This is a genomic window from Brucella sp. IR068 (assembly GCF_049065885.1).
In the GTDB taxonomy this organism is placed as follows: domain Bacteria; phylum Pseudomonadota; class Alphaproteobacteria; order Rhizobiales; family Rhizobiaceae; genus Brucella; species Brucella intermedia.
Genome location: NZ_JBAKHE010000021.1, coordinates 13,125 through 38,245, shown reverse-complemented (window position 1 = coordinate 38,245; position 25,121 = coordinate 13,125). Strand labels below are relative to the sequence as shown.

Below are 25,121 nucleotides of genomic sequence, written 5' to 3'. Positions count from 1 at the left end.
CGACACATCCGGGCATCCATCCGTTCCCCCCAATGCATAATCTGGTGAAGGTTCCTCATGGCGCAGAGCGAAAAAACGGCTGCCGAAACGGCTATCGAATCGGCTGAACATATTCCCGGCTGGGGTTCAGGCGCAGGCGCAAGGATCCTGTTCGCCATCGCCGTGGCCTTCTCCGTTTTCCAGCTCTGGACCTCGGCTTACTCGCCCCTGCCGAGCCAGGTCGTGCGGTCCGTCCATGTCGGATTTCTGCTTTTACTGCTGTTCGGCCTCTACGCCAATGCGGCGACGGACGCCGCCAGACGGACCGTGTTCTGGCTGGCGGCGGTCGTGGCCTTCGCGCTCAGTCTCTATCACTGGATCTTCTATGAAGACCTCCTGATTCGGGCGGGCGAGCCCAGCCACACCGATATCGTGATCGGGGTCCTCGCCGTCGGGCTCGTCTTCTGGGCCGGCAAGAAAATGATGGGCTGGACCCTGCCGCTCATCTGTCTGATCTTTCTGGCCTACGGCCTGTTCGGCCAGTATCTGCCGCATCCGTTCAATCACCGCGGCTATGATTTCGAGCAGGTGGTCGAGGTCCTGTTTCTGGGAACCGAGGGCATTTACGGCACGCCGATCTATGTGTCGTCGAGCTATATCTTCCTGTTCATCCTGTTCGGCGCGTTTCTGGAGCGCGCCGGCATGATCCAGCTTTTCAATGACATCGCCATGGGCACAGTTGGCGCGTCGCGGGGCGGCCCTGCCAAGGTTTCGGTGATCTCATCCGCGCTGATGGGCACGATCAACGGCTCCGGCGTCGCCAATGTGGTGACGACGGGCGCTTTCACCATTCCGCTCATGAAGCGCTCCGGCTTCCGCCCGGCCTTTGCCGGGGGCGTGGAGGCCGTGGCGTCGATGGGTGGTCAGATCATGCCGCCGGTGATGGGGGCCGTCGCCTTCATCATGGCCGAAACGCTCGGCCTGCCCTATGTCGAGATCGTCAAGGCGGCCATCGTGCCGGCCATCCTCTATTTCATCACCGTCTTCGTGATGGTCGATCTGGAAGCGCGACGCCTGAGGATGAAGGGCCTCAACAAAAGCGAAATGCCGAGCGCGCTGGAAGCAATCCGCAGGCGCTGGTTCCTCATCCTGCCGCTGGCCGCTTTGGTCTGGCTTCTCTTCTCCGGCTATACACCGCTTTTCGCCGGCACGGTCGGTCTCAGCCTCACCGCGCTCATCATACTGGGCGTGCCGGTGTCGGGTGGCCTGTCGATGCCGCTGCGGGTTCTGTTCTGGATCGCGCTCGGCGTGATGTCCGCCGCCGCCTTCGGCACCACGTTCAACATCTTCGGTTATGCGCTGCGCGGGATCACGCTGATCATTCTCCTCGTCGCCCTTCTGGTAGCGATCAATTTCGCGGTGCGCGGAGGTCGGGAAACGCTCAGCCTTTGCTTGGAAAGCCTTGCGGAAGGCGCCAAGAACGCGCTGCCGGTCGGCATCGCCTGTGCGCTGGTAGGCGTCATCATCGGCATTCTCGCGCTGACCGGAGCCGGCTCGACATTTGCCCGCGTCATCGTCAGCGTGGGGGAAAACTCGCTGTTCTTCTCGCTGGTGCTGACCATGCTCGCCTGCCTCGTGCTCGGCATGGGCATTCCCACCATTCCGAACTATATCATCACCTCTTCGATCGCCGGCCCGGCGCTTCTGCATCTAGAAGTGCCGCTTCTCGTCTCGCACATGTTCGTCTTCTATTTCGGCATCATGGCGGACCTCACGCCGCCGGTGGCGCTGGCCGCCTTCGCCGCCGCGCCCATCGCGCGGGAATCGGGGATGAAGATCGGCATGCAGGCGATCCGCATCGCGGTGGCAGGCTTCGCCGTGCCGTTCATGGCCGTCTATGAGCCGGTCATCATGCTTCAGGAAGGCGGGCCCCTTACCGAAAAATACGGCTTCTGGCTGGCCTTCGCGTATATGCTCGTCAAGGCGCTGCTGAGCATTCTTCTGTGGGGCGCGGCGGCCATCGGACATCTGCGCACGCCCCTCCAGCTATGGGAGCGTATCTGGGCATTTGTAGCAATCGCGCTGATGCTCGCCACCTATCCCTATAGCGACGAACTGGGCTTTGCGGCCTGCGCGGCCTTCCTCATATGGCATTTCTGGAGGTCGCGGCCATCCGTCGTCGCGTCGTCGGGTTGATGGCGATCTGCATCACGACGGCCGGCGGCCTCATGAAAATCGCCGCCGCAAGCTTCGTCCTCTCATGGACCCATAGCGTGGAAAAAATTCCTTGGCAGGAACACTGGTCGGTCACGGATCAGGGGCTGGTGCTCACCGAGGCGCGCATCAAGGGATCGGGAGCCGGGATGGAGCCACCGGAAGACGCGGTCTTGCGGAACGGCTGGTACAGCTACCATCCGCACATCCCGCCGCGAAGAGATATCGTCCTCGCTGCGTCCGGCAAGACGGGTGGCGGCTGGACCCTGTGCGCCGGCCAGACCTGTACCGACCTGGGCAAGGAGGCGGAAGCAGAGCCGATCCATATCAGGTCGTGTGACTAAGACGCGATAACGGCGCAAAAAGGAATGTTGCAGCCTGCGCGAGAAGCCAGTCTTTCGAAACAGGCACGTCGGCTCGCGCCGACTGCCTGAATAAGTAGAGATAGCGGCCTCCGACAAAGCTGCTGCCGAATTCACGCTCGCCTTAAATTGCTGCAGGCTCTTTCCGCGCTGCAAGATGGCGGATCAGAACGGGTACCAACAGCAGCAGACCTACGGCCGACGAGTAAATCTCCGGTGCGACCAGAAGCATCGCGCCGACGATCATCAGCACATTTTCCCACGCTTTGGTCCGCACGAGGAAGAAACCGGAAAGTGCAGCTCCCAGTGCGGTGATGCCGATGGCGCAGCCGAGAAATGCCAGCAGGAAATCCGCCCAGTTGAATCCCGACGTTACCAGCAGCAAAGACGGCGAAAAGACGAAGACGAACGGCACCAGCACCTTGCCCAGTCCGAGGCGGAATGCGGTGTTGCCCGTCTTGAACGGGTCCGCACCCGCCATGCCCGCGGCCGCATAAGCCGCCAGCGCTACGGGCGGCGTGATGTCTGCCAGAACGCCGTAATAGAAGACGAAGAAATGCGCGACGATCGGCTCGACGCCCAGAAGGCCGAGGGCCGGAGCGGCGATGGTGGCCATGATGATGTAATTGGCCGTCGTCGGGATGCCACAGCCCATCAGGATGCAGACGACGCCGGTCATGATGAGCGTGAACAGAAGGGTGAGCGTCTGCGGACCGAACCAACTTGCCGGCAGAACGGTACCGAAGAAGGCAGCAAGCTGCCCTGCGGTGGATGTGACGATATAGGAGATCTTGAAGCCCACGCCGGTCAGCGTCACTACGCCAACGATGATGCCGACCGTGGCGGCAGCCGCGCCGACGGCAAGCGCATATTTCGCACCATCGCGCAGACCATCGAAGATTTCGCTGACGGTCATACGCTTGCGCGGATTGAGCAACCCTACCGCGATGCACAGCGTGATGCCCCAGAAGGCCGCGAGATAGGGCGTATAGCCGGACAGAAGCACACCGATCAGCACGATCAGCGGAATGACGGTCGGCCAGTCGCGCTTGAACGCTTCCTTCAGATCAGGCAGTTCCTCGCGGGTCATGCCACGCAGGCCGTTGCGCTTGGCCTCGAAATGCACCTGCATCAAAACGCCGAAGAAATGCATGAAGGCCGGAACAATGGCGGCCAGAATGATCGTCGTATAGGGCAGATTGAGGAATTCTATCATCAGGAAGGCGGCAGCGCCCATGATGGGCGGCGTGATCTGACCGCCGGTCGAGGATGCGGATTCTACGGCGGCCGCGAAATGGCGCTTGTAGCCGAGCCGGATCATGGCCGGGATGGTCAGCGATCCGACAGTGACTGTGTTGGCGACCGAGGAACCGGAAATCATGCCGAACAGCGCGGAGCCGAAAATCGACACTTTCGCGGGACCGCCCGCAAAACGCCCTGCCACCCAGGCTGCACAGTCGAGGAACAACTGGCCAAGGCCGATGCGCGTGGCGAAAACGCCGAACAGCACGAAATGGAAGACATAGGTTGCGACGACGCCGAGCGCGATGCCGTAAATGCCCTGTGTGGTCAGATAAAGATGATTGACCAACTGGCTGACCGTGGCGCCGGGATGAACAAGAATACCCGGCATGGACGGTCCGTAAAGTGCGTAAAGCATGAACAGGATAGAGATGATCGGCAGGGGCCAACCCACCGATCGGCGCGTCGCTTCCAGAAGAATGAGGATCAGGAGGCCCCCGAGCACCACATCGGTGGTCGTCGGATTGCCGACGCGGAAAGCCAGATCGTCAAGCGGGATCAATGGCACATGGAGAACAGCCACGACCGCGACAATCGCCAGCGCCCAGTCGATGATCGATATGCCGAGCGGCCGCAGCAGCGAGGAAACCGCCGGCTTGTCATAACCCGTGCGGGAGAAAGGAAAGACGAGAAACACGAGGCCGAGCACGAACGAGAGATGGATGCCGCGGTGCACCATTTCCGACAGGATACCGAAGCCGGCCGTGTAGTAATGAAAAAGCGACAGGACGATCAGAAGGCCGCCAACGATGCGGGCAGAGAGCGGAGCCAGCGGGCGGAAACGAATTTCGGTATCGAACTGCTCTTCCAGTTCGCGCGCCTTGACCTCGTCCAGTTCCATCGGCGCGAGTTTTACGTTCTGGTCCTCAGACATGTCGGTTCAACTCCATGTCGCCCGTTCTGACTGGGCCAAATAAGAAATTGGGAGACGGCCGCTCAATCTCTGAGTTGCCGTCCCACATGCTTCGATTCTTTCATGAAAACGGTAGGAAGTTTCCTGGAATTATTTCAGGACACCCGCTTCCTTATAAAAGCGTTCCGCTCCCGGATGCAGCGGAATGCCCTGGCTGGCCGTGGCCGTATCGAGCTTGATCAGCTTGCCCTTGGCATGGCCGGCATCGAGGGCCTTCTGACTGGCTTCATTGAACAGCACCTTGGTGATGTTGTAGACGAGTTCATCCGGCTGCTTGGCGCTCGTCACCCATTGCGCAGCGACAGCAAGCGTCTGGGTTTCGCCGACGTCCTTATAGGTGTCGGCGGGGACGGTATCCTTCGTGAAGAATGAATACTTCTCCAGAATCTTGTCGGCTTCCGGGCCGCTGATCGGAACCAGAGCGATACCGTTGGAGGTGGCAAGTTCGGAAATCGCCCCGGTCGGATAGCCGCCAACGAAGAAATAGGCGTCGAGCGCGCCGTCTTTCAGCCGTTCACCCGCAGGGCCGGGCTTGAGATGTTCCGCCTTTACGTCGCTCTCGCTGAGGCCATAGGCTTCAAGAACGATGCGCGCATCGACGATCGTGCCCGAACCCGGCTCATCAAGCGAAACACGCTTGCCCTTGAGATCCGCAACCGACTTGATGCCGGAATCCTTGCGCGCGACCAGATGGATGGTTTCGGGATAGAGCGTGGCAAGAAGCCGGAGGTCTTCCACCTTTCCCTTGCCGTCATAGAGTCCCGTTCCCGTATAGGCCCAATAGGCTACGTCCGACTGTGTGAACCCCGATTCCAGCGAGCCCGACTGCACCGCGTTGATGTTCGCCACCGAACCGTTCGAGGACACCGCCGTCGCCACCAGGCCCGGCACACCCTTGTCGCCCGCGCCGGAGATCGCGTTCGCGATCAGGCCGCCGATGGGATAATAAGTACCGGCCGTACCGCCGGTACCGATGCGGAAAAAGGCAGGAGCCTGTGCAAACGCGATACCGGCGCCTAGAGCCACAGCCCCTGCAAACGCTGCAATCATCCCGCGCCGGGTAAATATTCCAAATGTCATAACCGCCTCTTTCCCTCATAAATTATGTTCGAATTGTGTCCGTCGAGCATGGAAAGCATAACCCGGCTTGTCAATAGTCCGGTGGACAATTTGGATAAGTCGACCGACTCGTCTACCGCTTGTGCATAAAACGGAAACGCGTGAAGCAGCATGACAATCAGTTGCGGGCGGCCTACCAAAAACCTTCACGCTTATAGTCTTAATGCGTCACGAAATCTTGGTCCGGGGATTCGCCCATGGCGTGGTGTGATACGCTGCCGATTCACAGCGATGGATGAGCGACATGGAGAGGATGGACGATGGGCGGGCAAGCGCGTTCGATGAGTATGTGGAGGCGCTGGTCAAAGTGATCGGACACCGCTGATCGTGCGGAATCTCTATTGTACGGGGTTGATGATGCCGTGGCGCGCAACAGCGTAGAGCAACTGGCAGCGGTGAAGGCCCTGCCCGCGCTTCTGCCAAGCACCATCTTTGCTGCATTTCGTAGGATGTCATTAAGCATGGAATAAGGACCCCATTTGAGGGGTTATCGGCATCCAAACGGGACCCCTTATTTAAAGGGTAACATGACCTTCGATTTCAATCGGAGGTTTTCTATTGGATGCTTATTGTGGAGACTATTTCGAAGATACGACGTCTTGTTCATGTGCAGGGCAAAACGATCAAAGCGATCTGTCGGGAACTGGGCGTTTCGCGCAAAGTTGTGCGGAGGGTTCTGCGCAGTGAAGAAACTGAGTTCAAATAGGAGCGCAGCCGTCAACCACAGCCAAAGCTCGGTCCCTGGCGTGACCATCTTGATGGAATACTGCTAGCTAATGAGGCGAAGGCCTCGCGCGAACGCCTGACACTGATCCGGATATTCGAAGATCTACGCGATCTGGGTTACACGGGTGGCTATGATACGGTCCGGCGTTATGCACGCTCGTGGTTGAAAGAGCGTGGGGCCGTAACGGCGGAAGCCTATGTACCACTTTATTACGCACCGGGCGAAGCTTACCAGTTCGACTGGAGCCACGAGATTGTTGTTCTGGGCGGTGTGACGACGACCGTGAAGGTTGCGCATGTCCGGCTCTGCCACAGCCGGATGATGTATGTGCGGGCCTATCCGCGCGAGACGCAGGAGATGGTCTTCGACGCCCATGACCGGGCATTCGCCTTTTTTGGCGGGTCCTGCACGCGCGGCATCTACGACAATCTATGGACGCCTCCCGGGCGAGAAGAACATTTGGCGGCAACTCGGCATTGGATGCGTGAATCTATCCGGCCTATCGCTGGAGCGATCACGCTCCTGGCCTTGATGGGAGTCCGCTACCTCTGTCCTCATAACATGATCGACCTTTATGGCCTTGTCGTAAATCAGGATCCGAAGCTGCGGTCCGTGCCGTTACGCCATCAGTTCTTACCCCGCATTCATCATTGCCTCATCGGCAACGATTGGCAAATGACTATTGTGCGGCGTATCGCTCCTGTCGTGTGAGCAGGGCCCATGCTATCCGCGCGGTCTTATTGGCAAGCGCTACGATCGCTTTGTTATAACCCCGGCGAGAGACGAGCTCTTTCAGCCATTGAGATCGACGATCATCGTGACTGGCAAGTCGGCTGATAACTGCACGTGCGCCATGAATCATCTGGCGACGTAGATAATGGTTCGCTCGGCGGCCAATTCCGCCAAGGCGTGGTTTGCCGCCAGTCGAGTATTGTCGCGGGACCAGCCCGATCCAAGCCGCCAGCTCTCGCCCGGATTTAAAGTGACGTCCGTCCTCAACGCTAGCAACGAGTGCCGTTGCAATGATCGGACCGACGCCTGGCAGTTCGGACAAACGACGGCAATCCTCTCGATCGCGGCAAATCTCGCTAATCTTCCTATCAATCTTGGCAATTCGGTCATTCACATCGGTGAGTTGGTCGAGTAGTTCGAGGAATAGCTCGCGCCCGAGATCGGAGAGATCAGCGCTCTCAACAGCCGCGGGTGCCTGGGATACAAAACGCCATGCTCCTTGCGGCAACACGATGCCATATTCGGCGAGAAGACCGCGTGCATGATTGATCAGCGATGTACGCTGGATGATCATACGTTCTCTAACTCTATGCAGCGACTGAACGTCTTGCTGTGTGATCGATTTGACCGGCACAAATCGCATGGTCGGCCGGGTCGCCGCTTCATAAATTGCCGCAGCATCTACGGCGTCGTTTTTGGAGCCGCGAACGAAGGGCTTCACAAAGCGAGGGTTGATAAGCAGGACCTCTCGCCCATTATCTTTGAATTGCCGTCCCCAGTGATGCGCACTGGCGCACGCTTCCATAGCAATCGTCTTTGGTGCGAGTGCGTTAACAGTCTCGGCCAACTTCGATCTGCTGACCTTGCGCGACAGAATAGCGCCATCTGAAGCAATGCTGTGCAGATGAAACGACGACTTTCCGAGATCGATTGCGAGCAATTCGAATGTCATGACTTCCTCCTTTGGTTGGCCTTTCATTCTGAAGGTTCGGAGGGAGGCGTCCATCCCATAATATGAAGACCGCAGTGGAAACGGTCTTCGTCGGTAAAGAGCGGCAATACAATCGACGCTTTCAGCAAATGTGAAGTCATTTTCTGGTCGAGCCAGTGGCCTGTACACCGGCGTCGGGCTGGGAGAAGGGTCAGGTCGAGAACCAAGTTAATCTGGTCCGGGAACGCTTCTTCACGCCACGGCTACGCTTCAAATCTTACGATGAGTTGAACGGCTGGCTACTGGATAAATGCATCAGCTACGCGCGCGCTCATAAGCATGTCGATCAGACGGAGCGCACGATCTGGGAGGTATTCGAAGAGGAGAAGGCTCATCTGGTCGGTTATCCCGGCAAGTTCGATGGCTTCCACGCAATACAGGCCTCGATCGGCAAGACCTGCCTCGTGCGTTTCGACAACAACAAATATTCGGTGCTATCGACTGCCGTTGGCCGCCCGGCCGAGATACATGCTTATGCCGACCGCATCGTCATACGGCAAAATGGTGTCGAGATCGGCCAGCATGAACGCTGCTTCGGCCGTGGCGAGACGATTTATAATCCATGGCATTATGTTCCGGTCCTGACGCGCAAGCCGGGAGCACTGAGGAACGGTGCACCATTCCTTGATTGGGTCCTGCCAGCCTCCATGGAGCATGTTCGGCGAAAGCTCAAGGCCATGCATGATGGGGACCGGCAGATGGTGTCGATCCTGGAATGTGTCAGTATCGACGGCCTTCCTGCAGTCGAAGCGGCCTGCCAGGAGGCGCTTGATCAAGGCGTATTCTCCGCCGCTGTGATCATCAACATTCTGGCTCGCAAGCGAGACCCACAGCCCGCCGCCATTCTTTCCATCCCCGATGCGCTGCGCCTGACCCATGAGCCTGTGGCAGACTGCGCACGTTATGACAGCCTCAGGAGGGCAAGCTGATATGGAACGATCCCAAATCTTCGACATGATGAGCACGCTGAAGCTTTACGGCATGCGCAGCGCCTATGACGAGATCATGGCCTCTGGCATCAAGCGCCAGCACGAACCACCGCGCATTGTCGGCGACCTGACACGCCGGTCAATGAAGGACTGGTGCGCCAGCTTGCGAGCGGAGCTTTCCTTGCCGAGCAGCACAATATCGTTTTCGTTGGAGGAACTGGCACTGGAAAATCCCATTTGTCCATCGCACTTGCCCGTGCCTTGATCCGCAACGGCGCGCGCGCGCGCTTCTACAACGTCGTCGATCTCGTCAATCGTCTTGAAACGGAAGCGCGTAATGGTAAGCAGGGGCGTCTTGCCGACTTTATCTCCAGGCTCGATTTCGTCATTATGGACGAGCTTGGCTATCTTCCGTTCGCCCAGGCCGGCGGACAGTTGCTGTTCCACCTCATCAGTAAGCTCTACGAGCGGACTTCAATCATCGTCACCACAAACCTGACGTTCGGCGAATGGCCGACAGTCTTCGGCGATGCAAAAATGACCGCCGCTCTGCTCGACCGGCTTACCCATCATTGCGAGATCGTTGAAACGGGAAATGAATCGTGGCGCTTCAAAAATCGCTCTCAAAGCTAAAGCCGAAGAACGCTAACGATCCGCGCGCGCAGACCCTGCACTAAATTTAAAGTTCCGGGCCCGCGCACGCTATACCTTGCAACCTAAAGGAGGGGTACTTTTTGGACGCCGATAAGGGGTCCCGTTTAAACGCCGATTGACAGCGTGATATCGCATGGGACAGTGCCGTCCGAACATTCCACATATACGCACTATCTACGCCGGAGATCGTTAAGGCGACGCCACCTCACTGGCCGGAATTTTGTTATACACAAATTGCGAATTGTTTATAACCTTTGCTCCATTACTAAGTCTGTGCTATCGGTTGTACACAAATTGCGGAAGAGGTACAACGCCCGATGAAAGAGATCGACATCACGTTTAAAACCATGTTCTCGGAGCTCGAACAGCGATCCCTGGATGCATCGTTTGCGACAGAGTTCTCGACCGATGGCAATTTTGTCAGGCAGACATCTAAAGACAAAGAATTCTGGTATTTCCAAATCAGAACGGATGGTGTAGCCCACCGAAAATATGTTGGACCGATCTCAGACGAGGAGATCACAAAACGCGTTCGGGCGTTCAATGAAATCAAGAACGATCTCAAATCACGTCGGCAACTCGTTTCGACCTTGACCCGAAATGCAGGCTTGCCGAAGCCGGAGAATTTCACCGGTGATGTTGTCGAGGCCCTCGGCAACGCGGGCTTCTTCCGGCTGCACGGCGTCTTGGTAGGGACGGTCGCATTTCAATGCTATTCAGGTCTTCTGGGGATCAAGCTGCCGATCAGTGCTATGCAGACAGGCGATACTGATTTCGCCCAATTCCATTCTGTGTCGGTTGCTGTGGGGGACAGTCTGCCGCCGATGCTCGATCTTTTGAAGCAGCTTGATGAAACGTTCAGGGAAATCCCCCATCACAATGACGGCCGATACACCACACAATATGAAAATTCGAAACGCTACAAGGTCGAGTTCTTGACGCCAAATCGTGGCAGTGATGACCTGTCGGGACATGCTTCGCCAATGCCTGCCCTTGGGGGTGCGAGTGCTCAGCCGTTGCGGTTTCTGGATTTCTTGATCCATGAGCCGATCCGAACCGTAATGCTCCATAAAAGCGGTGTGCCTGTCACGATTCCGGCTCCAGAACGCTTTGCCGTGCATAAGTTGATAGTCAGCACCCGCAGGCGAACGGATGCGGCAGGCTATTCGAAGCGGGATAAGGATCTGATGCAGTCGAAAGCCTTAATTGACGCCCTCATTCAGACCCGCAGAGAAGGCGATCTGGCAACAGCGTTTTCGGAAGCTTGGCACAGAGGCCCCTCATGGCAGGAAGCTCTTAAATTGGCACTTGGAACGTTTTCAAGAGGCGAGTTTGGAAACGTGGTGGAGGCGCTGCATCTCGGGTTTAGGCAGATTGGTGAAAAGGCGTCCAATTTTCATTTCTAACGCGAACGCACTTCCCAAATGGTAGAACGTCAAAATCCCCCGGGGCGAGCCATGGGTTTTGAAGTCATTTAGGAGGAGACTTGCCTGAAAAGTGCTTCGACTTTCTAACTCACTCGAAGAATTCGAAAACAAGTTCGGCATTTTTCAACTTCGAAGGGTGGGGTCGCCTTAACGGAAATGTGCGTAGTTGGATGATAAGGCTGGGCATGACCGAAGAACACCAGTTTCACTATCACCGCCATCGTTTTCCTGCTGAGATCATCGCGCATGCGGTTTGGCTTTATTATCGGTTTCCGCTCAGTTTTCGCGACGTTGAAGACCTCTTTGCCGAGCGCGGCATTGAGGTCTCGTTTCAGCTCCAGCACTGAAAGAATAGTGCATTTACGTTCCTCGGGTCCCATCGGCGCGTCGATCATGTCCGATCTGGATCACCACTTGCTTACCGTCTTTTCGTTGATCCCATAGCGACGCGGCAGTTCCGCGACCGGAGCTATCGACCGCTGTAGCTTTGCTCGAATGGCGTCCGTGTCTGAGCGCTCCCGAGCGGAAATTGACCCATAGAGCTTCCCTTTGTATTGGCGTCAAAGATACACCAACACATGCTGGGACCAAACACCTAAAGTGCTAGCAAGCTTTTGATGGGGTGAAGATGGGAAGTGGATAAGTCTGTCCTAAAACCACTCCGGCTTCGCGCAAAACCGCCGGGGGCGCAGCAAAGGGTTTATGAATCCAACAATCCGGTAGTGCTGCAATCTCGGGCACCCATTTGCGCACATAAACGCCTTTTGTATCGAATTTTTCTCCTTGCAGGACCGGATTGAAAACCCGGAAATATGGGGCGGCATCCATCCCGCAACCGGCTACCCACTGCCAGTTCCCCGGATTGCTCGCGACATCCGCGTCCACTAAGGTATCCCAGAACCATTTTTCCCCTTCGCGCCAATCGATTTGCATGTTCTTGCATAAGGCCGATGCCACCAACATTCTCACGCGGTTGTGCATCCAGCCTGTCGCCCAGAGCTGACGCATACCAGCATCGATTATCGGGATGCCTGTTTTACCCCTCCTCCAGGAATTGATCCCCACTGAATTGCTTTGCCAGCGAGTATTGGCCAGAGTGTCGCGCATGTCTATTTCAGCAATATCTGGACGATAATAAAGTTGATGATAATGGAAATCTCGCCAAATCAGTTCAGAAAGAAATTTTTGACCACCAGGCACAGTACTATGATCTTGATCCATAAGTGACACAGTAGCATGCCAGACTTGTCTCGGGCTAATTTCGCCGAAGCGCAAATGGGCCGAAAGTTTTGATGTGCCGTCAAGATCGGGACGATCTCGATCTCCGGCATAATCGCGAATAGTTGTATCGAAGAAATGATACAGTTGGTCAATGGCAGCCGCTTCGCCGATCATCCAAAGACCGCTCATCTTTCTGGACCAGACAGCCTCTTTGTAGTTTTTCTGCTTGGGCGTGTGTTTGACGGTCGTCGTTTCGACACTTCGGTCTGGCAAGGGTAGTGGTCTGCTCACACCATGCTGGCGCAGTGATTTGGCATATGGTGTAAAAACTTGATAAGATCCGCCGTTGCCGGATTTGATCTCCCAGGGTTCCACCAGCAGATTGCCTGCAAAAGACTCCACGCGCAGTCCTTTGTCCTTTAAGCCGGATTTGATGACTGCATCGACTTCTCGCTCTTGAGGAGCATAACGACGGTTCCAGAAAACGGTATCAAAGTTGTTTTCCTCAATTAATTGTTCGATGGTATTGAGCGCTTCGCCGTCGGCAACAATCAACTCTATATTTCGTTCATTGAGACTTCTTGCCAGCAAGTCCAGGCTCTGTTCCAGCCACCAACGGACGGCAGCGCCCGGGTCACGCAATTGCGGATTGGACTCATGCACAAAAAGGGCCGTGATCGCGCCACCCAGCTTGAATGCGGCATGAAGGGCAGGATTGTCAGCAAGGCGCAGATCGTTGCGCAACCATACAAGCGCTTTGGCAATCATTCATTGATCCTTCGTTAAACGGTTGCAGGACATGTTTTCAGACGCAAAAATCTCACCATATTCATGACGAACGCCGTAATCTTCCCGGTGTTTTTCGGGGACCAGGGAAAAACGCGTTGACCCGGCCTTGCAGAGCACGGAATTTTTCACCCCGCGATCTCAGCATGTGTTCTTCAAGCGCAGGGATGCCGGAGACATGCACCAGCAGCCAATACATCTGGATCGGAGCAAGCAGCGACAGCCAACTCCATGGCGATCCGGTAATTGCCATCGACGGCCACGCGCACCAGAACAGCCATTCAAAGAAATAGTTGGGATGTCTGGAAAAAGCCCAAAGACCGGTTTCGCAAATTTCTGTTTTGGCTTCTGGAGTCATGCGAAACTGCGCAAGCTGCGCATCAGACAGCGCTTCACCAATCAACGCTATGGCGATGATTGCAACCCCGACCATATCCCCGACATATGGAAAACCGGGGCGACCAACCACAGCGAGATAGACAGTCACAACCAAAATGAAGGCTGCGAGAGCCTGTATCTGCAAAAACCAGAAGAGGCGAACGGATGCGTTTTCGCCCCATTCTTTTATCAGCCTTGCATAACGGGGGTCTTCCCCATGGCGCATGCTGCGCTTGGCGATGTGAAAGCCAAGGCGAAGAGACCACGCCAGAATGAGGATCAGTATCACTGAACGCCGTTGCCAGGTCGCATCTGCAAACATGACGGCTATGATTGAGCCCGCCCCAACCGAAAACGACCAGATGGCATCGATCCAGCCGCTTTTACCGGTCTTTCGTTCAAGCGCCCAGGCAAATGCCATGATGGCAGACAGGCTGATGGCAACAACTAAGAGCAGACCGGGTTGCATGTCGGACCTTTATTGGAGAGTTTGCTTTTCCGCATGCAATACGTTCTGTTTGTCTGCTTGGTTTCTTAAGCGGCTCAAAAAAATCAAAAAGTTGGGTCGCCGATTGAACCAAACTTCTTCTCAAAACGTAAAACGATGAAAATGCAGCACACACGCAGCCTCAACTCGCGGTGAAGAGAGGGACTATGGATATCACGAACAGTCCGGGCAGCCATAAGCATCTCAGCGTCGCGATCATCGGTAGCGGGATTTCCGGATTGTCTGCTGCATGGCTGCTTTCGCAACGCCACGATGTGACTTTATTTGAAGCATCGGACCGCATTGGCGGTCATAGCAACACCGTCGAATTTGAGAGCGGTCATGGTCCTGTGGCCGTCGATACCGGGTTCATTGTCTATAATGAAGTGACCTATCCCAATCTGACCGCCCTGTTTCGCGCGCTTGAAGTTCCAACCGCCGCGTCGAACATGTCGTTTGCCGTTTCAGTCGGAAACGGCGCTTACGAATATTCCGGCGGTACCCGCCTCGGCCTCTTTTCCCAGCGCTCCAATCCGGTCAGCCCGCGCTTCTGGTCGATGATCCGCGATCTCTTGCGATTTTATCGCAATGCACCAAAAGACCTGAGTATCATGGGCGGTATTTCGCTTGATGATTATCTTGAACACAATGGTTATGGCCGGGCTTTTCGTGATGATCATCTTTATCCGATGGCGGCAGCGATCTGGTCCACCCCTGCCATGGAAGTCGGGCAATATCCGGCTGCAAGCTTCGTCCGCTTCTGTTGCAATCACGGTCTTCTTGCTCTTCGTGACAGGCCAATCTGGCGTACGGTAACTGGCGGCAGTCGGGAATATCTAAGGCGGATCACAAAGCCCTATGCGGACCGGATCAGGCTCTCAACACCGATCAAATCCGTGCGACGTGCCGAACATTCCGTCGAGTTGATCGACGGAAACGGCATTTCCCATGTGTTCGACGATGTTGTGATTGCCACGCATGCCGATCAGGCTTTGCGGATGTTGGCCGATCGGAGCGGGGATGAAAGCCGCATTCTTGGCGCGTTTCAATATTCACGAAATGAAGCGGTGCTGCACAACGATATTTCACTGATGCCCAATCGTCGTGCGGCGTGGTCCAGTTGGAATTACCTTACCAACGCAGCCACTGGCCCGACGCAACCATCCATTACTTACTGGATGAACCGCCTGCAACCGCTGGGCAACGCGCCTGAGACTTTTGTTACGCTCAATCCTTGTCGTGCACCGCGCGAGGAACTGGTGATCCGTCGCGAGATCTATGAACATCCGATTTTCGACATGGCAACGGATCGTGCGCAGAAAGAAATCTGGTCCTTGCAAGGGCAGCGCCGGACATGGTTTTGCGGCGCGCATTTCGGCTCCGGCTTTCATGAGGACGGTCTTCAGGCCGGTCTCGCCGTGGCAGAAGATCTGGGCGGTATGCGCCGCCCATGGCTGGTCGAGCAGGAAAGTGGGCGCATCGTTCGCCAGAGTTTGACTCTCCGGGAAAGGGCACTGGCATGACCGACAGCTTCCAGTCGGCACTGTTTCCCGGTCATGTGACCCATGCGCGGTTACGACCGAAGGTTCACAAACTGGCCTATAAAATCTACTCGATCCTGCTCGACCTTGATGAACTGGAAGCCCTCGATCGCAAATTGAAGCTGTTTTCACTTGACCGTTTCAATCTGTTTTCTTTCTACAGGAAAGACAGAGGCGATGGATCGGCTCTGCCGCTGCGTAAGCAGGTGGAACATGCCATGGAGGCAGCCGGAATACTGCCTGATGGCGGTGCGATCCGCCTGCTCACTATGCCGCGTATTGCGGGCTGGGCATTTAACCCGCTCAGTGTTTTCTTCTGCTATAATTGTGGCGGTGAGCTTGCGGCAATCCTTTGGGAAGTTGATAATACTTTCCGCCAGCGCCACGGCTATATGATCCCGGTCCATAACTGCGTTAACGGACGCATCGTACAAAGCTGCGACAAGGCTTTTTACGTCTCGCCCTTCATGGACATGAAGCTGCGATATGAGTTTGAAGTCACGCCTCCCGCAGACTGGCTTTCCATCCGGATCAACAGTTTTGACGATGAAGGCCTGCTTTTGACTGCTCGCCATCTGGCGCGCCGGGTTGAATTGAGCGACGCCGCCTTGCTACGCGCCTTTCTTACAATTCCGTTTCTCACCTTGAAAGTGATTGGCGGCATTCACTGGGAGGCGCTGAAAATATGGTTGAAGGGCATCGGTTTACGCAAACGACCCGCAGCGCCTGAGATTTCCATCACATCTGTTCGTAACGAGACCGCCCAGCAGAGGAACAAGGCCGCATGAGCCAGCTCGACGAATATCATCAACTATCGGCATCAAGCCGGACTGAACGACCGGCTTTCAGCCCCTCGGCTATCGTGTTGAAACGGCTGCTGAAGCAGGTTCAGCATGGGCGATTGGTGCTTTCGCTGCCCGACGGTCAGGTCATTGCCGTTAACGGTCGATTGCCCGGACCGGAAGCCAAAATTGCAATTGTTAAATGGAACAGCCTGCGTCGCCTGCTGACGGGCGGGGATATCGGCTTTGCCCAAGCCTATATCGAAGGCGAATGGACATCGCCCCATCTCACATCGGTCATCCGTTTTGCGGCGCGCAATCGCGATACGCTTGTATCCACATTACGCGGATCTGGTTGGACGCGAGCGCTGAACCGTATCGGACATCTGCTCAATGCAAACACGCGTCGCGGCAGCCGGCGCAACATCGAAGCCCACTACGATCTCGGCAATGATTTCTATGCCCGGTGGCTCGACCCTTCGATGCTTTATTCATCAGCGATCTGGACTGAGACGACCCATAGCCTTGAAAGTGCCCAAGAGCAGAAGTTGCAGTATATTTCTGAAAAACTGGCGCTTGAGGGCGGCGAAAGAATTCTGGAGATCGGTTGTGGCTGGGGTGCCTTAGCTGGCTATCTCGCAAACTGTCGTAATGCCCATGTGACAGGAATAACCCTGTCGCCGTCGCAGCTCACCTGGGCAAATGCCGCAGTTGAAAACGTCGGGCTCAGCGAAGCCGTTGACCTTCGCTTGCAGGATTACCGCGATGTCCAGGGCCAGTTCGACCGCATTGTATCAATCGAAATGTTTGAAGCCGTTGGCGAAACCTATTGGCCGGAATATTTCGCAACCCTGAAGCGTTGTCTCAAGCCCGGCGGTCGAGCCGTCCTGCAAGTCATTTCGATAGAAGAAACACGCTACGAAAACTATCGTCGCAAGGCCGATTTCATCCAGAAATTCATCTTTCCGGGAGGCTTTCTGCCGTCGGATAAAGTGCTTGAACGCGACCTTGCAAAGGCCGGTCTGGTTTTAAAGGAGACCGAGCATTTCGGCCGTTCCTATGCGCTTACGCTTGCCGAATGGCGTCAGCGCTTTATCGCCAACTGGCCTGAAATCGAGAAGCTTGGATTTGACGATAAATTCCGGCGGCTTTGGGAATACTACCTTTGCTATTGCGAAGGTGGGTTCGAGGAAGGAGCAATCAACGTTGGGCTCTACACGATTGAACATGCTTAGACTCCACACCTACTAACGAAGGAAGCGTCGATGAAATGGATACTGACGGTCGGCACGATGATGGTGTTGTTTCCTTTCTCGGCGCAGCCGGCTGAGATCAACGGTAACTGGGCGCGCGGAGATGGCAACGCGCGGGTGAGAGTTGTGGGATGCGGCAAGGATCTCTGCGCGACCAACACCTGGATCAAGCCCGGAACACCAAAAGAGAAAACCGGCGACCGGCTGGTGATGAGCATTAACGAAACTGCGGACGGGCAATATTCTGGTACGGCTTTCGATCCGCAACGCAACCTGACCTACAAGATCAGGGTGAAAGTCGACGGCGACACTATGACGACCAATGGCTGCGTTCTGGCTAGCCTCCTGTGTCGCAATGTGGGCTGGACCCGCATCAAGTAAGAGAGCGAGCTATCGATGAAAGATTATCTCATAGCCTATTTAGTGACAGCGGTTGCATTTCTGGCAATCGACTCCGTTTGGTTGTCCAACATGGCGAACGTGTTTTACCGCCCTGTCATGGGTGACATGCTTGCGCCGGGTTTTCGTCTCGCACCAGCTGTCGTTTTCTATGTGATTTTCGTGTTTGGACTGGTTTTCTTCGCGGTCAAGCCCGGACTTCTGGCCGGTAGTGGTACAGTCACACTCGTTCACGGGGCGCTTCTCGGATTTGTCGCTTATGCGACTTATGATCTGACCAATCAGGCCACTTTGAAAAACTGGTCATGGACCCTGACAATCGCAGACATGGTCTGGGGCACTCTCCTGTCTACCGCGTCAGCCTATGTTGGCTATTGTGTTACGTCACGGATCAGCGGCTAGGTTGGAGTAAGAATATGCAAAAATGGGGTCTTCTGGCCGCCGTCGTCCTCGTCATCATTGTCGTAGGAATGGCAATCGGTATCGGTTTCCCGCCGGGCGAATGGTATGCAGCGCTTCAAAAACCTTGGTTTACCCCGCCTAACGCTGCCTTTGGCCCCATGTGGACGATACTTTATATCTTCATTGCCACTGCAGGCTGGCGCACATGGATAAACGATCGTGGTTGGCAGCGGCGCGGACCGTGGTTTGGCCAGATGGTATTGAACTTCCTCTGGACGCCTATTTTCTTCGGCGCTCACATGACCGTGCTGGGGCTTGTCGTAATCATCGGCGTCTGGCTTTGCGTGCTTTTGTTTATCATTCGCGCATGGCGACCAGATCGCATCTCGGCACTGCTATTCGTGCCTTACCTCATATGGCTGTCGCTGGCGACAGCATTGAATGCGGCAATTGTCGTGTTGAACTAATGAAAAAGGCGGCAAATATGCCGCCTTTCTTTAGATGCCGATCAATGGCTGCATGAGCCGCATAAGCCAGCTCTGGAATTTGAGCGGTGCGTCAGTCACCGCAAGACAGATGCAATCGCCATCCGATGAGGCAATCGGTTGATGCACGAGATCAGCATCCGCTTCCTCAATATCGCCGCGCGCAAAAAGCCCGGTTCCATCATGGAAACTGCCGCTCAACACCAATGTCAGTTCGCGACCGCCATGCCCATGTTCTGGCACCGGCTTTCCTGCGGGAATTCGCAAAAGTCGAACCTGCGTTTCGCTGTCTCGAGTTTCAATTGACACCTGATAGGCACCCCGGCCAAGCGATTTCCATTTCAGCTCCGGCAAATCGCCACCGACGTAGGATCGCAGTGGTTCCGGTATCACGGCAGGCTGCTTTATCTCGAAGCGCGGTGCCGAAGGTTCCCTTGATTGCGGTGTCTTCTGCAACCTGTCCTTGAAACTATCCCATGTGGATACTTCGAGTTTCTGCGGCTCACCCGCGTCAAGAAGCTGTCCGCCAATCTGTTCAAACTGCTTGAGCCTTGAACGGCAGGCCGGGCAGAGCGCAAGATGAGTGGCGACTGCGATGCTCCAACCCTCGGCCAACGTGCCTGCAGCATAGCCTGAAAGGAGTTCGTCGCTCAAATGATGCTTGATATCCATCAGTGCGCTCCCGAATTATCGAGCGCTGCGCGCAATTTGTTGAATGCCAGCCGCAGGCGGGATTTAACCGTACCAAGCGGGAGGTTCAGCTTCTTTGCGATGGCGCTATGCGTGCGTTCCTCGAAATAAGCGAGTTCAAGCAAGACAGATTGCTCCTTCGGCAAGTCGGCCATTGCAGCGCGCAACTGGCTGGCGGATTGCCGCTCGGCAATACTCAGGTCAGCGAGCTGTTCCTCATCGGGCACAAAGGCCGGATCGGTTGGGTCGAACTCCGGGCGCCGGGCGCGTCGCACTGCATCGATGCGCTGGTTTCGTGCAATGGTGAAAATCCAGGTGGACAAGGCTCCTTTGGCAACATCGAACTGATCTGCCTTGTTCCAGACCGCAATCATAGTCTCTTGCATTAATTCTTCCGCTGTTTGCGTATCAGCAGACAGTTTGGCCATATAAGCCTTCACCCGGGGTGCGAAATGCTTGAAAATCACCTCGAAAGCGTCCACGTCGCGTCGGGAACTGACCGCCAGCATCAATTCTTCCATTGAAGGCTGATCTTCAGTTGCGGTCTGTCCATTCATCCGTATTAAACCCCATCCGCTCAGAAGTAGCGAAGTCAGAACCTGTAAATTAATGCTGAGCTTCCATGTGCCACTATTGCGAGAGGAACGAAAATTTTGTGTTCATCAGCATTATACGCAACCAGATTTAAACTGGATCACACCAGATTTCAAATGTTGGGGGTCAGCGCACGCAGCACTCTCGAACTCTGCCTTTTCAACACTAAATCATGCATCAGCTGAGTTAATTCTAGCCGGCGCGAAGCCTTATCGAAAACGCACTCAAACACGGCGCACAGGACATGCCTGCTGGAGGTGATTTAGAAAGTCGTTTTACGTGCATCTTCTCTCGGGACTGCCAGATTCAGATTTGAATGACGGAAACTGGCGCACGGATTTCCTCCACAATACCGTCGGTGAGGGATAGGGGTGACTTCTATTACTCATAAATATATGTCGTTGAGAGCGATAGAAACGGGAAGCCTCTTAGTCTTGATTGAGTTCGCGCGCCACAGCAGCCTGCTGGCTACTATCCATTGACCGCATATCGACCACAAGAGCGGCAGCCTGTGCATTGTGGTCCTTGCTGTCTGCATTGCTGAAGTTTTTTGATGATGGTGCTGGCGATGACGCTTGTTCCGATGATTGGGCTGGACAAAACGCAGTTCCTCACTTGCCGCAACCCAAAAGACTGCGTTCACCGTCGTCCCGCACAGCAGGCGGGCAGCTGTTCCGACGTCCACCCGCCTGACGGGCTGCGCCGCTATCAGCCTGCCTATCGTTTGCTTTGTCACTTCCACGCAAGCGTTCTGGGTCGACCACTGCGTCGGATCTCTAAGAAAAGCATGTTCAACGAACGAGGCGGTGCGGCGCATCCGAGGATCGAGCGCCATTTCAACCTATATCGCGCCTTCCAGCAGTAAGGCTTCACATTCGTTCGGCACGCTTATCGCCGCCTGCTGCGCGCGCAGTGCCACTTTTAAGTCGACTGGAGCGACGATCACTGCCAGCAAACCCTTCTTGTCACCGACATTATGATAGAGCGTCCCTCGTGCAAGCCCGGCATCTGCAGTCAAACTGCGAGGAAATTTCAGAGGAGCAGGTCATCGCACATCTCTTGACGTGACGGGGAATAGGCAGCGCTTCACCAAAATCTGCTTACTTGCTCATTAATTATCATCCATACCGTTCTGCTTGAGTTCGGCAAACTTGATGGCCATCGTTGGATTTCCGCGGGTGAGCCGTTTGACCGTCAGGTCTTCCGCCTTGTCGTTTGCAAGCCGCAAGTTATTGGCAGACTTGTGAAGCGCTTCCTTCGTTTTCTCCAGATCCTTGATGGCTTCGTCGATGCGTTTGACTGCTTCCTCAAAGCCATCTGAAGCCAGACGCCAGTTGCGCCCGAATGCGGCTTTGAAGTCGTCAAGCTGGGATTCGAAGTTTGTGATGTCGACATTTTGTGCCTTCACCAGTGCCAGCTCATTCTTGTAGTGGAGCGAGTTCATCGCCGCATTGCGCAGCAGCGTGATAATCGGGATGAAAAACTGCGGTCGCACGACGTACATTTTCGGATAGCGGTGGGATACGTCAATGATCCCGGTGTTGTAGAGCTCATTCTCAGGCTCAAGCAACGAGACCAGAACGGCGTATTCACAGCCTTTCGCGCTCCGGTCCTTGTCTAATTCCCTGAGAAAGTCTTCGTTCTTCTTCTTGGTAGCCGTCTCGTCATTTTCGTTCTTCATCTCGAACATGATCGAGACGATTTCAGAACCTGCATCATCCCTCTCGCGGAAGATGAAGTCCCCCTTGCTACCGTTGCGCGCGTCGTTATCCTTCTCAAAATACGCGCGGGGGAAAGCGGTCGCACGAATGCGGTCAAACTCGATTGAGCAGTGCTGCTCCAGCGTCTCGCCGACCATTTTTGTCGATAGTTTCGCTTTCATATCCCTCAGACGCTCGATTGCGTCGTTGCGATCCTTCAGCTGCGTTTCGTATTTGTCCCTAAGTGCAGTTTCAGCAAGCTGCTTTTCGAGCGTGATCCGAGCAAGTCCATTCTTCAGTTCGTCACGCTCTTTCTCAACTGTTATGACGGCTTCGGTAACCGCGAGCTTCTGCGAAAGCGCCCCCGCATCGAGCCTGGCCTTCAGGCTCTGGATCTCCGCGTCTTTAGTAGCGGCTATTTTCTGTAGTTCGGCAATAAGCGTCGCCTGGGCCAGTTTTGATGCAGTTTCTTGCTCCCTTCTTGCTTTCTCAAGCTCATACAAAAGAGTATCGCGTTGTTTTTCGACAGCACCCAGCGCCTCAGCAACTGCGAGTTTCTGCGCGACTTCACCGGATTCAAGTCTCGCCCTCAGTTCCTGGATTTCAGAATCCTTGGCTGCGGCAGTCTTCTGCAGTTCATTGGCAACTTTAGCCTGTGCAAGCTCAACAGCGTTACGCTTGTCCTGATCAGCCAACTCCAAGCGCTCATGCAGCTGTTTCTCGAAATCACTGTCACGCACCTGCCTCAGTATATCGGCATAGCCCGTCTCATCAATTTTGAATGCCTTGTTGCAATGCGGGCAGATGATTTCATTCATGATTATTTCCATTCGCCTTGGCCAGACGCTCTTGGACAAACTCCCGGAGCTTCTGTTGATCCGTCATCTTGTGAACGATCACTGTCTGCGCGGTCAAGGTTGTTTACGGTTGCTTAACAAGCCTGCGGTCTAGCGAACCGAACACCCCGGCTTAGATCAGCCACGCTACAAACATGAAGCAGTGCTCGCCGACTACACAGAAGGCCGATTGTTGGTCAAACGGCTGTACCAACGCACGGATAGGCATCCGGCTTGCCTGAAATTTCAACTGTCGGCTTTAAACCAATAAATATGTCGCGGCCTGCTGGTCGAAGCCAACAATACGCTTACCTTCGTCGAAGGCAGTCAGCAGCTGTTGGCGAAGCGACACCCTTGCATTCATTGCAGCCGCCGGATCAATTGCAAGCAGGTGATCGATATCGCCCGGTATTTTCACGCGTCGAGCATCTGCGGGAAACTCAAGTTTCTGGCCGCGAGATCGAGCTTCTACACGCAGATCGTCCAATTGCCAGTCAGCCACGATTCGGTCCGAAGGCAAGCCAGAATTGATGCCGACCATTGGGCCGTAATAGTCGATATGATAAGTGGACGATGTGGCCCCAAGGCTCGCAATGTTCAGACTGGCGTTGACCGCCCGGATCGGATCATAGGTCCAGCGCACATGCGTAATGCCTCTCGCAAGGCACCAATCGCGCTGGAACCACTTCATCCGCGCGCCAAGTTTCAAGCCTCTTGCTTCCGGAAGAACCGCCAGACGGTGAGAATGCTGAACGCCCGGCGTTGCACTTGGGAAACCAAAGATGAAGCCAATCATCTTCCCGCCATCGAACGCTCCGGCAACAAGGCCGCCTTCGTGCTGGATTGCAAGCAACAGGTCTGAGGCATCGACAGGATCGTCCTCTCCCCACACCAGCCGCTGAACGGTCTCCGAATCCTTCATCTCGTGGAGAGAGGCGAGCTCGCGGACCAATATTACGCTCATGCGACGAAATCCTCACGGTGGCTGGTGACCGTATCGAGAAATGCATGGTCCAACGTCACACCGATACCCGGACCGTTCTTGGGAACGGCCATTCGTCCATTTTCAGCTTCCAGCGGCTCGTTGACAATATCGCGCGGGAAATAGCGGCTGGCGGATGATGTGTCCCCCGGTTTGGTGAAATTCGGCAGGGTGGACAGATGAATATTGTGGGCCCGGCCAATGCCTGCTTCAAGCATCCCGCCGCACCATACAGGTACATCGAAGGCTGCGCAAACATCGTGAATCGCGCGTGACGTACTATGTCCACCGACCCGACCCACCTTGATATTTATGACACGGCAAGCTCCTGCGACAAGCGCCTTGCGCGCATCCACCGAAGACCGAATGCTCTCGTCCAGGCAGATGGCAGTCAGCAGCTTTTCCTGAACATGGACATGGTCGCTAATGTCATCGAAAGCCAGGGGTTGTTCGATATAATCGAGTGCGAAAGCATCCATTGCTTTCAGAAGAGGCAAGTCGGAAAGCCGGTAGTCCGTATTGGCATCAACTGTCAGCTTGGCATCTGGGAAACGCTCGCGGACCGCCTGAATCATTGCGAGATCATGACCGCGCCTGATCTTCAGCTTAACGCGCTTGTAACCGGCATCGAGCGAGGCCGCGACCCGGTCAATCGTCGTTGGAATATCGGCAATCCCAAGGCTGACACCCACATCGATAGCATCGCGAACGCCGCCAAGCGCAACGCTCAATGGCAGGTTCAGTGCTTTCGCCCAAAGGTCCCACACGGCCATTTCAACCATGGCCTTGCTCATTCTATGCCCGCGCCACGGATCAAGAATTGCGGACAGATCCGCCGGACCGGAGAAGCGTTTCCCAACGATCTGTGGCAGCAGGACGTCCCGCAGGAAAGAGAGCGAACCGGAGATAGTCTCCTCCAGATAATCCGGCAACGGATCCATCACGCCTTCGGCGTATCCTTCCAGTCCTCCAGATCGCAGGGTGAGGACCGGAATGATCTTTTCAGTCATTGTTCCGGTGGAAATCACGAAAGGCACGAGCAGCGGCAAACGTATGACACGTATTTCAGCCGCCTCGATTTTTAACCCGGCGAAGATTGGCGCTGCGTGCATCGGACACCCCATCCATGAGTACAAATGATCAATCTGGTCCAGGAGTTCGATGGTGACGAAACGTCATCCTGATTGTTCCCCTCTACCGAATTAAATTCCCTGTTCGCTGTCAAAAGTCCAATAG

At 55.3% G+C, this 25,121-nt stretch carries 21 protein-coding genes and 5 pseudogenes; 13 read left to right on the top strand and 13 right to left on the bottom strand.

All coding sequences use genetic code 11. From position 1 onward, the window contains the following. Nucleotides 1-57: 57 nt before the first annotated feature. On the top strand, nucleotides 58-2,175 hold the full coding sequence (locus ACOWVS_RS21835) for a TRAP transporter permease (protein ID WP_006469998.1): 2,118 nt from the start codon (nucleotides 58-60) through the stop codon (nucleotides 2,173-2,175). Further along, the gene (locus tag ACOWVS_RS21830; RefSeq protein WP_022569761.1) at nucleotides 2,175-2,537 is read left to right on the top strand and encodes a DUF1850 domain-containing protein; all 363 of its coding nucleotides are present in this window, start codon (nucleotides 2,175-2,177) and stop codon (nucleotides 2,535-2,537) included. The genes ACOWVS_RS21835 and ACOWVS_RS21830 overlap by 1 nt, the downstream gene beginning before the upstream one ends. A 142-nt stretch (nucleotides 2,538-2,679) precedes the next feature. Here the strand turns inward: ACOWVS_RS21830 and ACOWVS_RS21825 are convergent, their stop codons facing one another. Together ACOWVS_RS21825 and ACOWVS_RS21820 are read right to left on the bottom strand one after the other, a co-directional pair. After that, entirely contained in the window at nucleotides 2,680-4,731 is a 2,052-nt protein-coding gene (locus ACOWVS_RS21825) for a TRAP transporter permease (RefSeq protein ID WP_006469997.1), read from the bottom strand. A 129-nt stretch (nucleotides 4,732-4,860) separates the two neighbouring features. Continuing rightward, a complete protein-coding gene (locus ACOWVS_RS21820) occupies nucleotides 4,861-5,850 on the bottom strand; it encodes a TAXI family TRAP transporter solute-binding subunit (RefSeq protein WP_006469996.1) in 990 nt (329 codons plus the stop codon). A 601-nt stretch (nucleotides 5,851-6,451) separates the two neighbouring features. On the opposite strand from ACOWVS_RS21820, the pseudogene istA reads away from it, so the two are divergent. Further along, nucleotides 6,452-7,054 (top strand): annotated as a pseudogene (gene istA, locus ACOWVS_RS21815) (IS21 family transposase); the annotation flags it as partial. A gap of 241 nt (nucleotides 7,055-7,295) precedes the next feature. Here the strand turns inward: istA and ACOWVS_RS21810 are convergent. Further along, nucleotides 7,296-8,300, bottom strand: coding sequence for an IS110 family transposase (locus tag ACOWVS_RS21810; RefSeq protein WP_006471171.1), 1,005 nt, complete (start codon nucleotides 8,298-8,300; stop codon nucleotides 7,296-7,298). Nucleotides 8,301-8,359: 59 nt separating this feature from the next. Here ACOWVS_RS21810 and ACOWVS_RS21805 point away from each other — a divergent pair. The 4 genes and pseudogenes from ACOWVS_RS21805 to ACOWVS_RS21790 form a co-directional block, all read left to right on the top strand. Next, nucleotides 8,360-9,337 (top strand): annotated as a pseudogene (locus ACOWVS_RS21805) (Mu transposase domain-containing protein); the annotation flags it as partial. After that, nucleotides 9,270-9,901: pseudogene (gene istB, locus ACOWVS_RS21800) on the top strand (IS21-like element helper ATPase IstB). The pseudogenes ACOWVS_RS21805 and istB, both read left to right, overlap by 68 nt. A 338-nt stretch (nucleotides 9,902-10,239) precedes the next feature. Further along, nucleotides 10,240-11,328 carry a nucleotidyltransferase family protein gene (locus tag ACOWVS_RS21795; RefSeq protein WP_006469994.1) on the top strand — a complete coding sequence of 363 codons (1,089 nt, stop codon included), beginning with the start codon at nucleotides 10,240-10,242 and terminating at the stop codon, nucleotides 11,326-11,328. A 206-nt stretch (nucleotides 11,329-11,534) separates the two neighbouring features. Then, nucleotides 11,535-11,684 (top strand): annotated as a pseudogene (locus ACOWVS_RS21790) (IS6 family transposase); the annotation flags it as partial. On the opposite strand, the pseudogene ACOWVS_RS21785 reads toward ACOWVS_RS21790, so the two are convergent. The 3 genes and pseudogenes from ACOWVS_RS21785 to ACOWVS_RS21775 form a co-directional block, all read right to left on the bottom strand. Further along, a pseudogene (locus ACOWVS_RS21785) lies at nucleotides 11,685-11,879 on the bottom strand (hypothetical protein); the annotation flags it as partial. Nucleotides 11,880-11,952: 73 nt separating this feature from the next. Then, complete coding sequence (locus tag ACOWVS_RS21780) at nucleotides 11,953-13,338, bottom strand: cryptochrome/photolyase family protein (protein ID WP_006469992.1); 1,386 nt, start codon at nucleotides 13,336-13,338, stop codon at nucleotides 11,953-11,955. Between the two features lie 61 nt (nucleotides 13,339-13,399). Beyond that, on the bottom strand, nucleotides 13,400-14,203 hold the full coding sequence (locus tag ACOWVS_RS21775) for a DUF1295 domain-containing protein (RefSeq protein WP_006469991.1): 804 nt from the start codon (nucleotides 14,201-14,203) through the stop codon (nucleotides 13,400-13,402). A gap of 185 nt (nucleotides 14,204-14,388) precedes the next feature. Here ACOWVS_RS21775 and ACOWVS_RS21770 point away from each other — a divergent pair, with 185 nt between their 5' ends. Genes ACOWVS_RS21770 through ACOWVS_RS21745 form a run of 6 tightly spaced genes read left to right on the top strand, consistent with a single transcriptional unit; the run spans nucleotide 14,389 to nucleotide 19,065 of the window. After that, on the top strand, nucleotides 14,389-15,744 hold the full coding sequence (locus tag ACOWVS_RS21770; protein WP_075042215.1) for an NAD(P)/FAD-dependent oxidoreductase: 1,356 nt from the start codon (nucleotides 14,389-14,391) through the stop codon (nucleotides 15,742-15,744). Next, on the top strand, nucleotides 15,741-16,550 hold the full coding sequence (locus ACOWVS_RS21765; protein WP_006471166.1) for a DUF1365 domain-containing protein: 810 nt from the start codon (nucleotides 15,741-15,743) through the stop codon (nucleotides 16,548-16,550). The genes ACOWVS_RS21770 and ACOWVS_RS21765 overlap by 4 nt, the downstream gene beginning before the upstream one ends. After that, nucleotides 16,547-17,779, top strand: coding sequence for an SAM-dependent methyltransferase (locus tag ACOWVS_RS21760; RefSeq protein WP_006469989.1), 1,233 nt, complete (start codon nucleotides 16,547-16,549; stop codon nucleotides 17,777-17,779). The genes ACOWVS_RS21765 and ACOWVS_RS21760 overlap by 4 nt, the downstream gene beginning before the upstream one ends. A gap of 30 nt (nucleotides 17,780-17,809) precedes the next feature. Further along, nucleotides 17,810-18,178 (top strand): DUF2147 domain-containing protein, encoded by a 369-nt coding sequence (locus tag ACOWVS_RS21755; RefSeq protein WP_006469988.1) that lies wholly within the window; start codon nucleotides 17,810-17,812, stop codon nucleotides 18,176-18,178. A 15-nt stretch (nucleotides 18,179-18,193) separates the two neighbouring features. Beyond that, complete coding sequence (locus ACOWVS_RS21750) at nucleotides 18,194-18,598, top strand: DUF2177 family protein (protein ID WP_006469987.1); 405 nt, start codon at nucleotides 18,194-18,196, stop codon at nucleotides 18,596-18,598. A gap of 14 nt (nucleotides 18,599-18,612) precedes the next feature. Further along, nucleotides 18,613-19,065 (top strand): TspO/MBR family protein, encoded by a 453-nt coding sequence (locus ACOWVS_RS21745; protein WP_006471165.1) that lies wholly within the window; start codon nucleotides 18,613-18,615, stop codon nucleotides 19,063-19,065. A gap of 30 nt (nucleotides 19,066-19,095) precedes the next feature. Here the strand turns inward: ACOWVS_RS21745 and ACOWVS_RS21740 are convergent, their stop codons facing one another. The 7 genes from ACOWVS_RS21740 to menC form a co-directional block, all read right to left on the bottom strand. Continuing rightward, nucleotides 19,096-19,755: a ChrR family anti-sigma-E factor gene (locus ACOWVS_RS21740; protein ID WP_006469985.1), complete on the bottom strand. Its 660-nt coding sequence runs from the start codon at nucleotides 19,753-19,755 to the stop codon at nucleotides 19,096-19,098. Next, nucleotides 19,755-20,294, bottom strand: coding sequence for a sigma-70 family RNA polymerase sigma factor (locus ACOWVS_RS21735; protein WP_063620341.1), 540 nt, complete (start codon nucleotides 20,292-20,294; stop codon nucleotides 19,755-19,757). Before ACOWVS_RS21735 ends, ACOWVS_RS21740 begins: the two co-directional genes overlap by 1 nt. Before the next feature lie 458 nt (nucleotides 20,295-20,752). Then, on the bottom strand, nucleotides 20,753-21,184 hold the full coding sequence (locus ACOWVS_RS21730) for a hypothetical protein (RefSeq protein ID WP_368649847.1): 432 nt from the start codon (nucleotides 21,182-21,184) through the stop codon (nucleotides 20,753-20,755). Between the two features lie 24 nt (nucleotides 21,185-21,208). Continuing rightward, on the bottom strand, nucleotides 21,209-21,385 hold the full coding sequence (locus ACOWVS_RS21725) for a hypothetical protein (RefSeq protein WP_006469982.1): 177 nt from the start codon (nucleotides 21,383-21,385) through the stop codon (nucleotides 21,209-21,211). Nucleotides 21,386-21,478: 93 nt separating this feature from the next. Beyond that, nucleotides 21,479-22,885: a DUF2130 domain-containing protein gene (locus ACOWVS_RS21720; RefSeq protein ID WP_006471162.1), complete on the bottom strand. Its 1,407-nt coding sequence runs from the start codon at nucleotides 22,883-22,885 to the stop codon at nucleotides 21,479-21,481. A gap of 277 nt (nucleotides 22,886-23,162) precedes the next feature. Continuing rightward, nucleotides 23,163-23,855, bottom strand: a complete 693-nt coding sequence (locus ACOWVS_RS21715; RefSeq protein ID WP_235691699.1) for a GNAT family N-acetyltransferase — start codon at nucleotides 23,853-23,855, stop codon at nucleotides 23,163-23,165. Nucleotides 23,856-23,863: 8 nt separating this feature from the next. After that, nucleotides 23,864-24,997 (bottom strand): o-succinylbenzoate synthase, encoded by a 1,134-nt coding sequence (gene menC, locus ACOWVS_RS21710; RefSeq protein ID WP_006471161.1) that lies wholly within the window; start codon nucleotides 24,995-24,997, stop codon nucleotides 23,864-23,866. Between the last annotated feature and the right edge of the window lie 124 nt (nucleotides 24,998-25,121).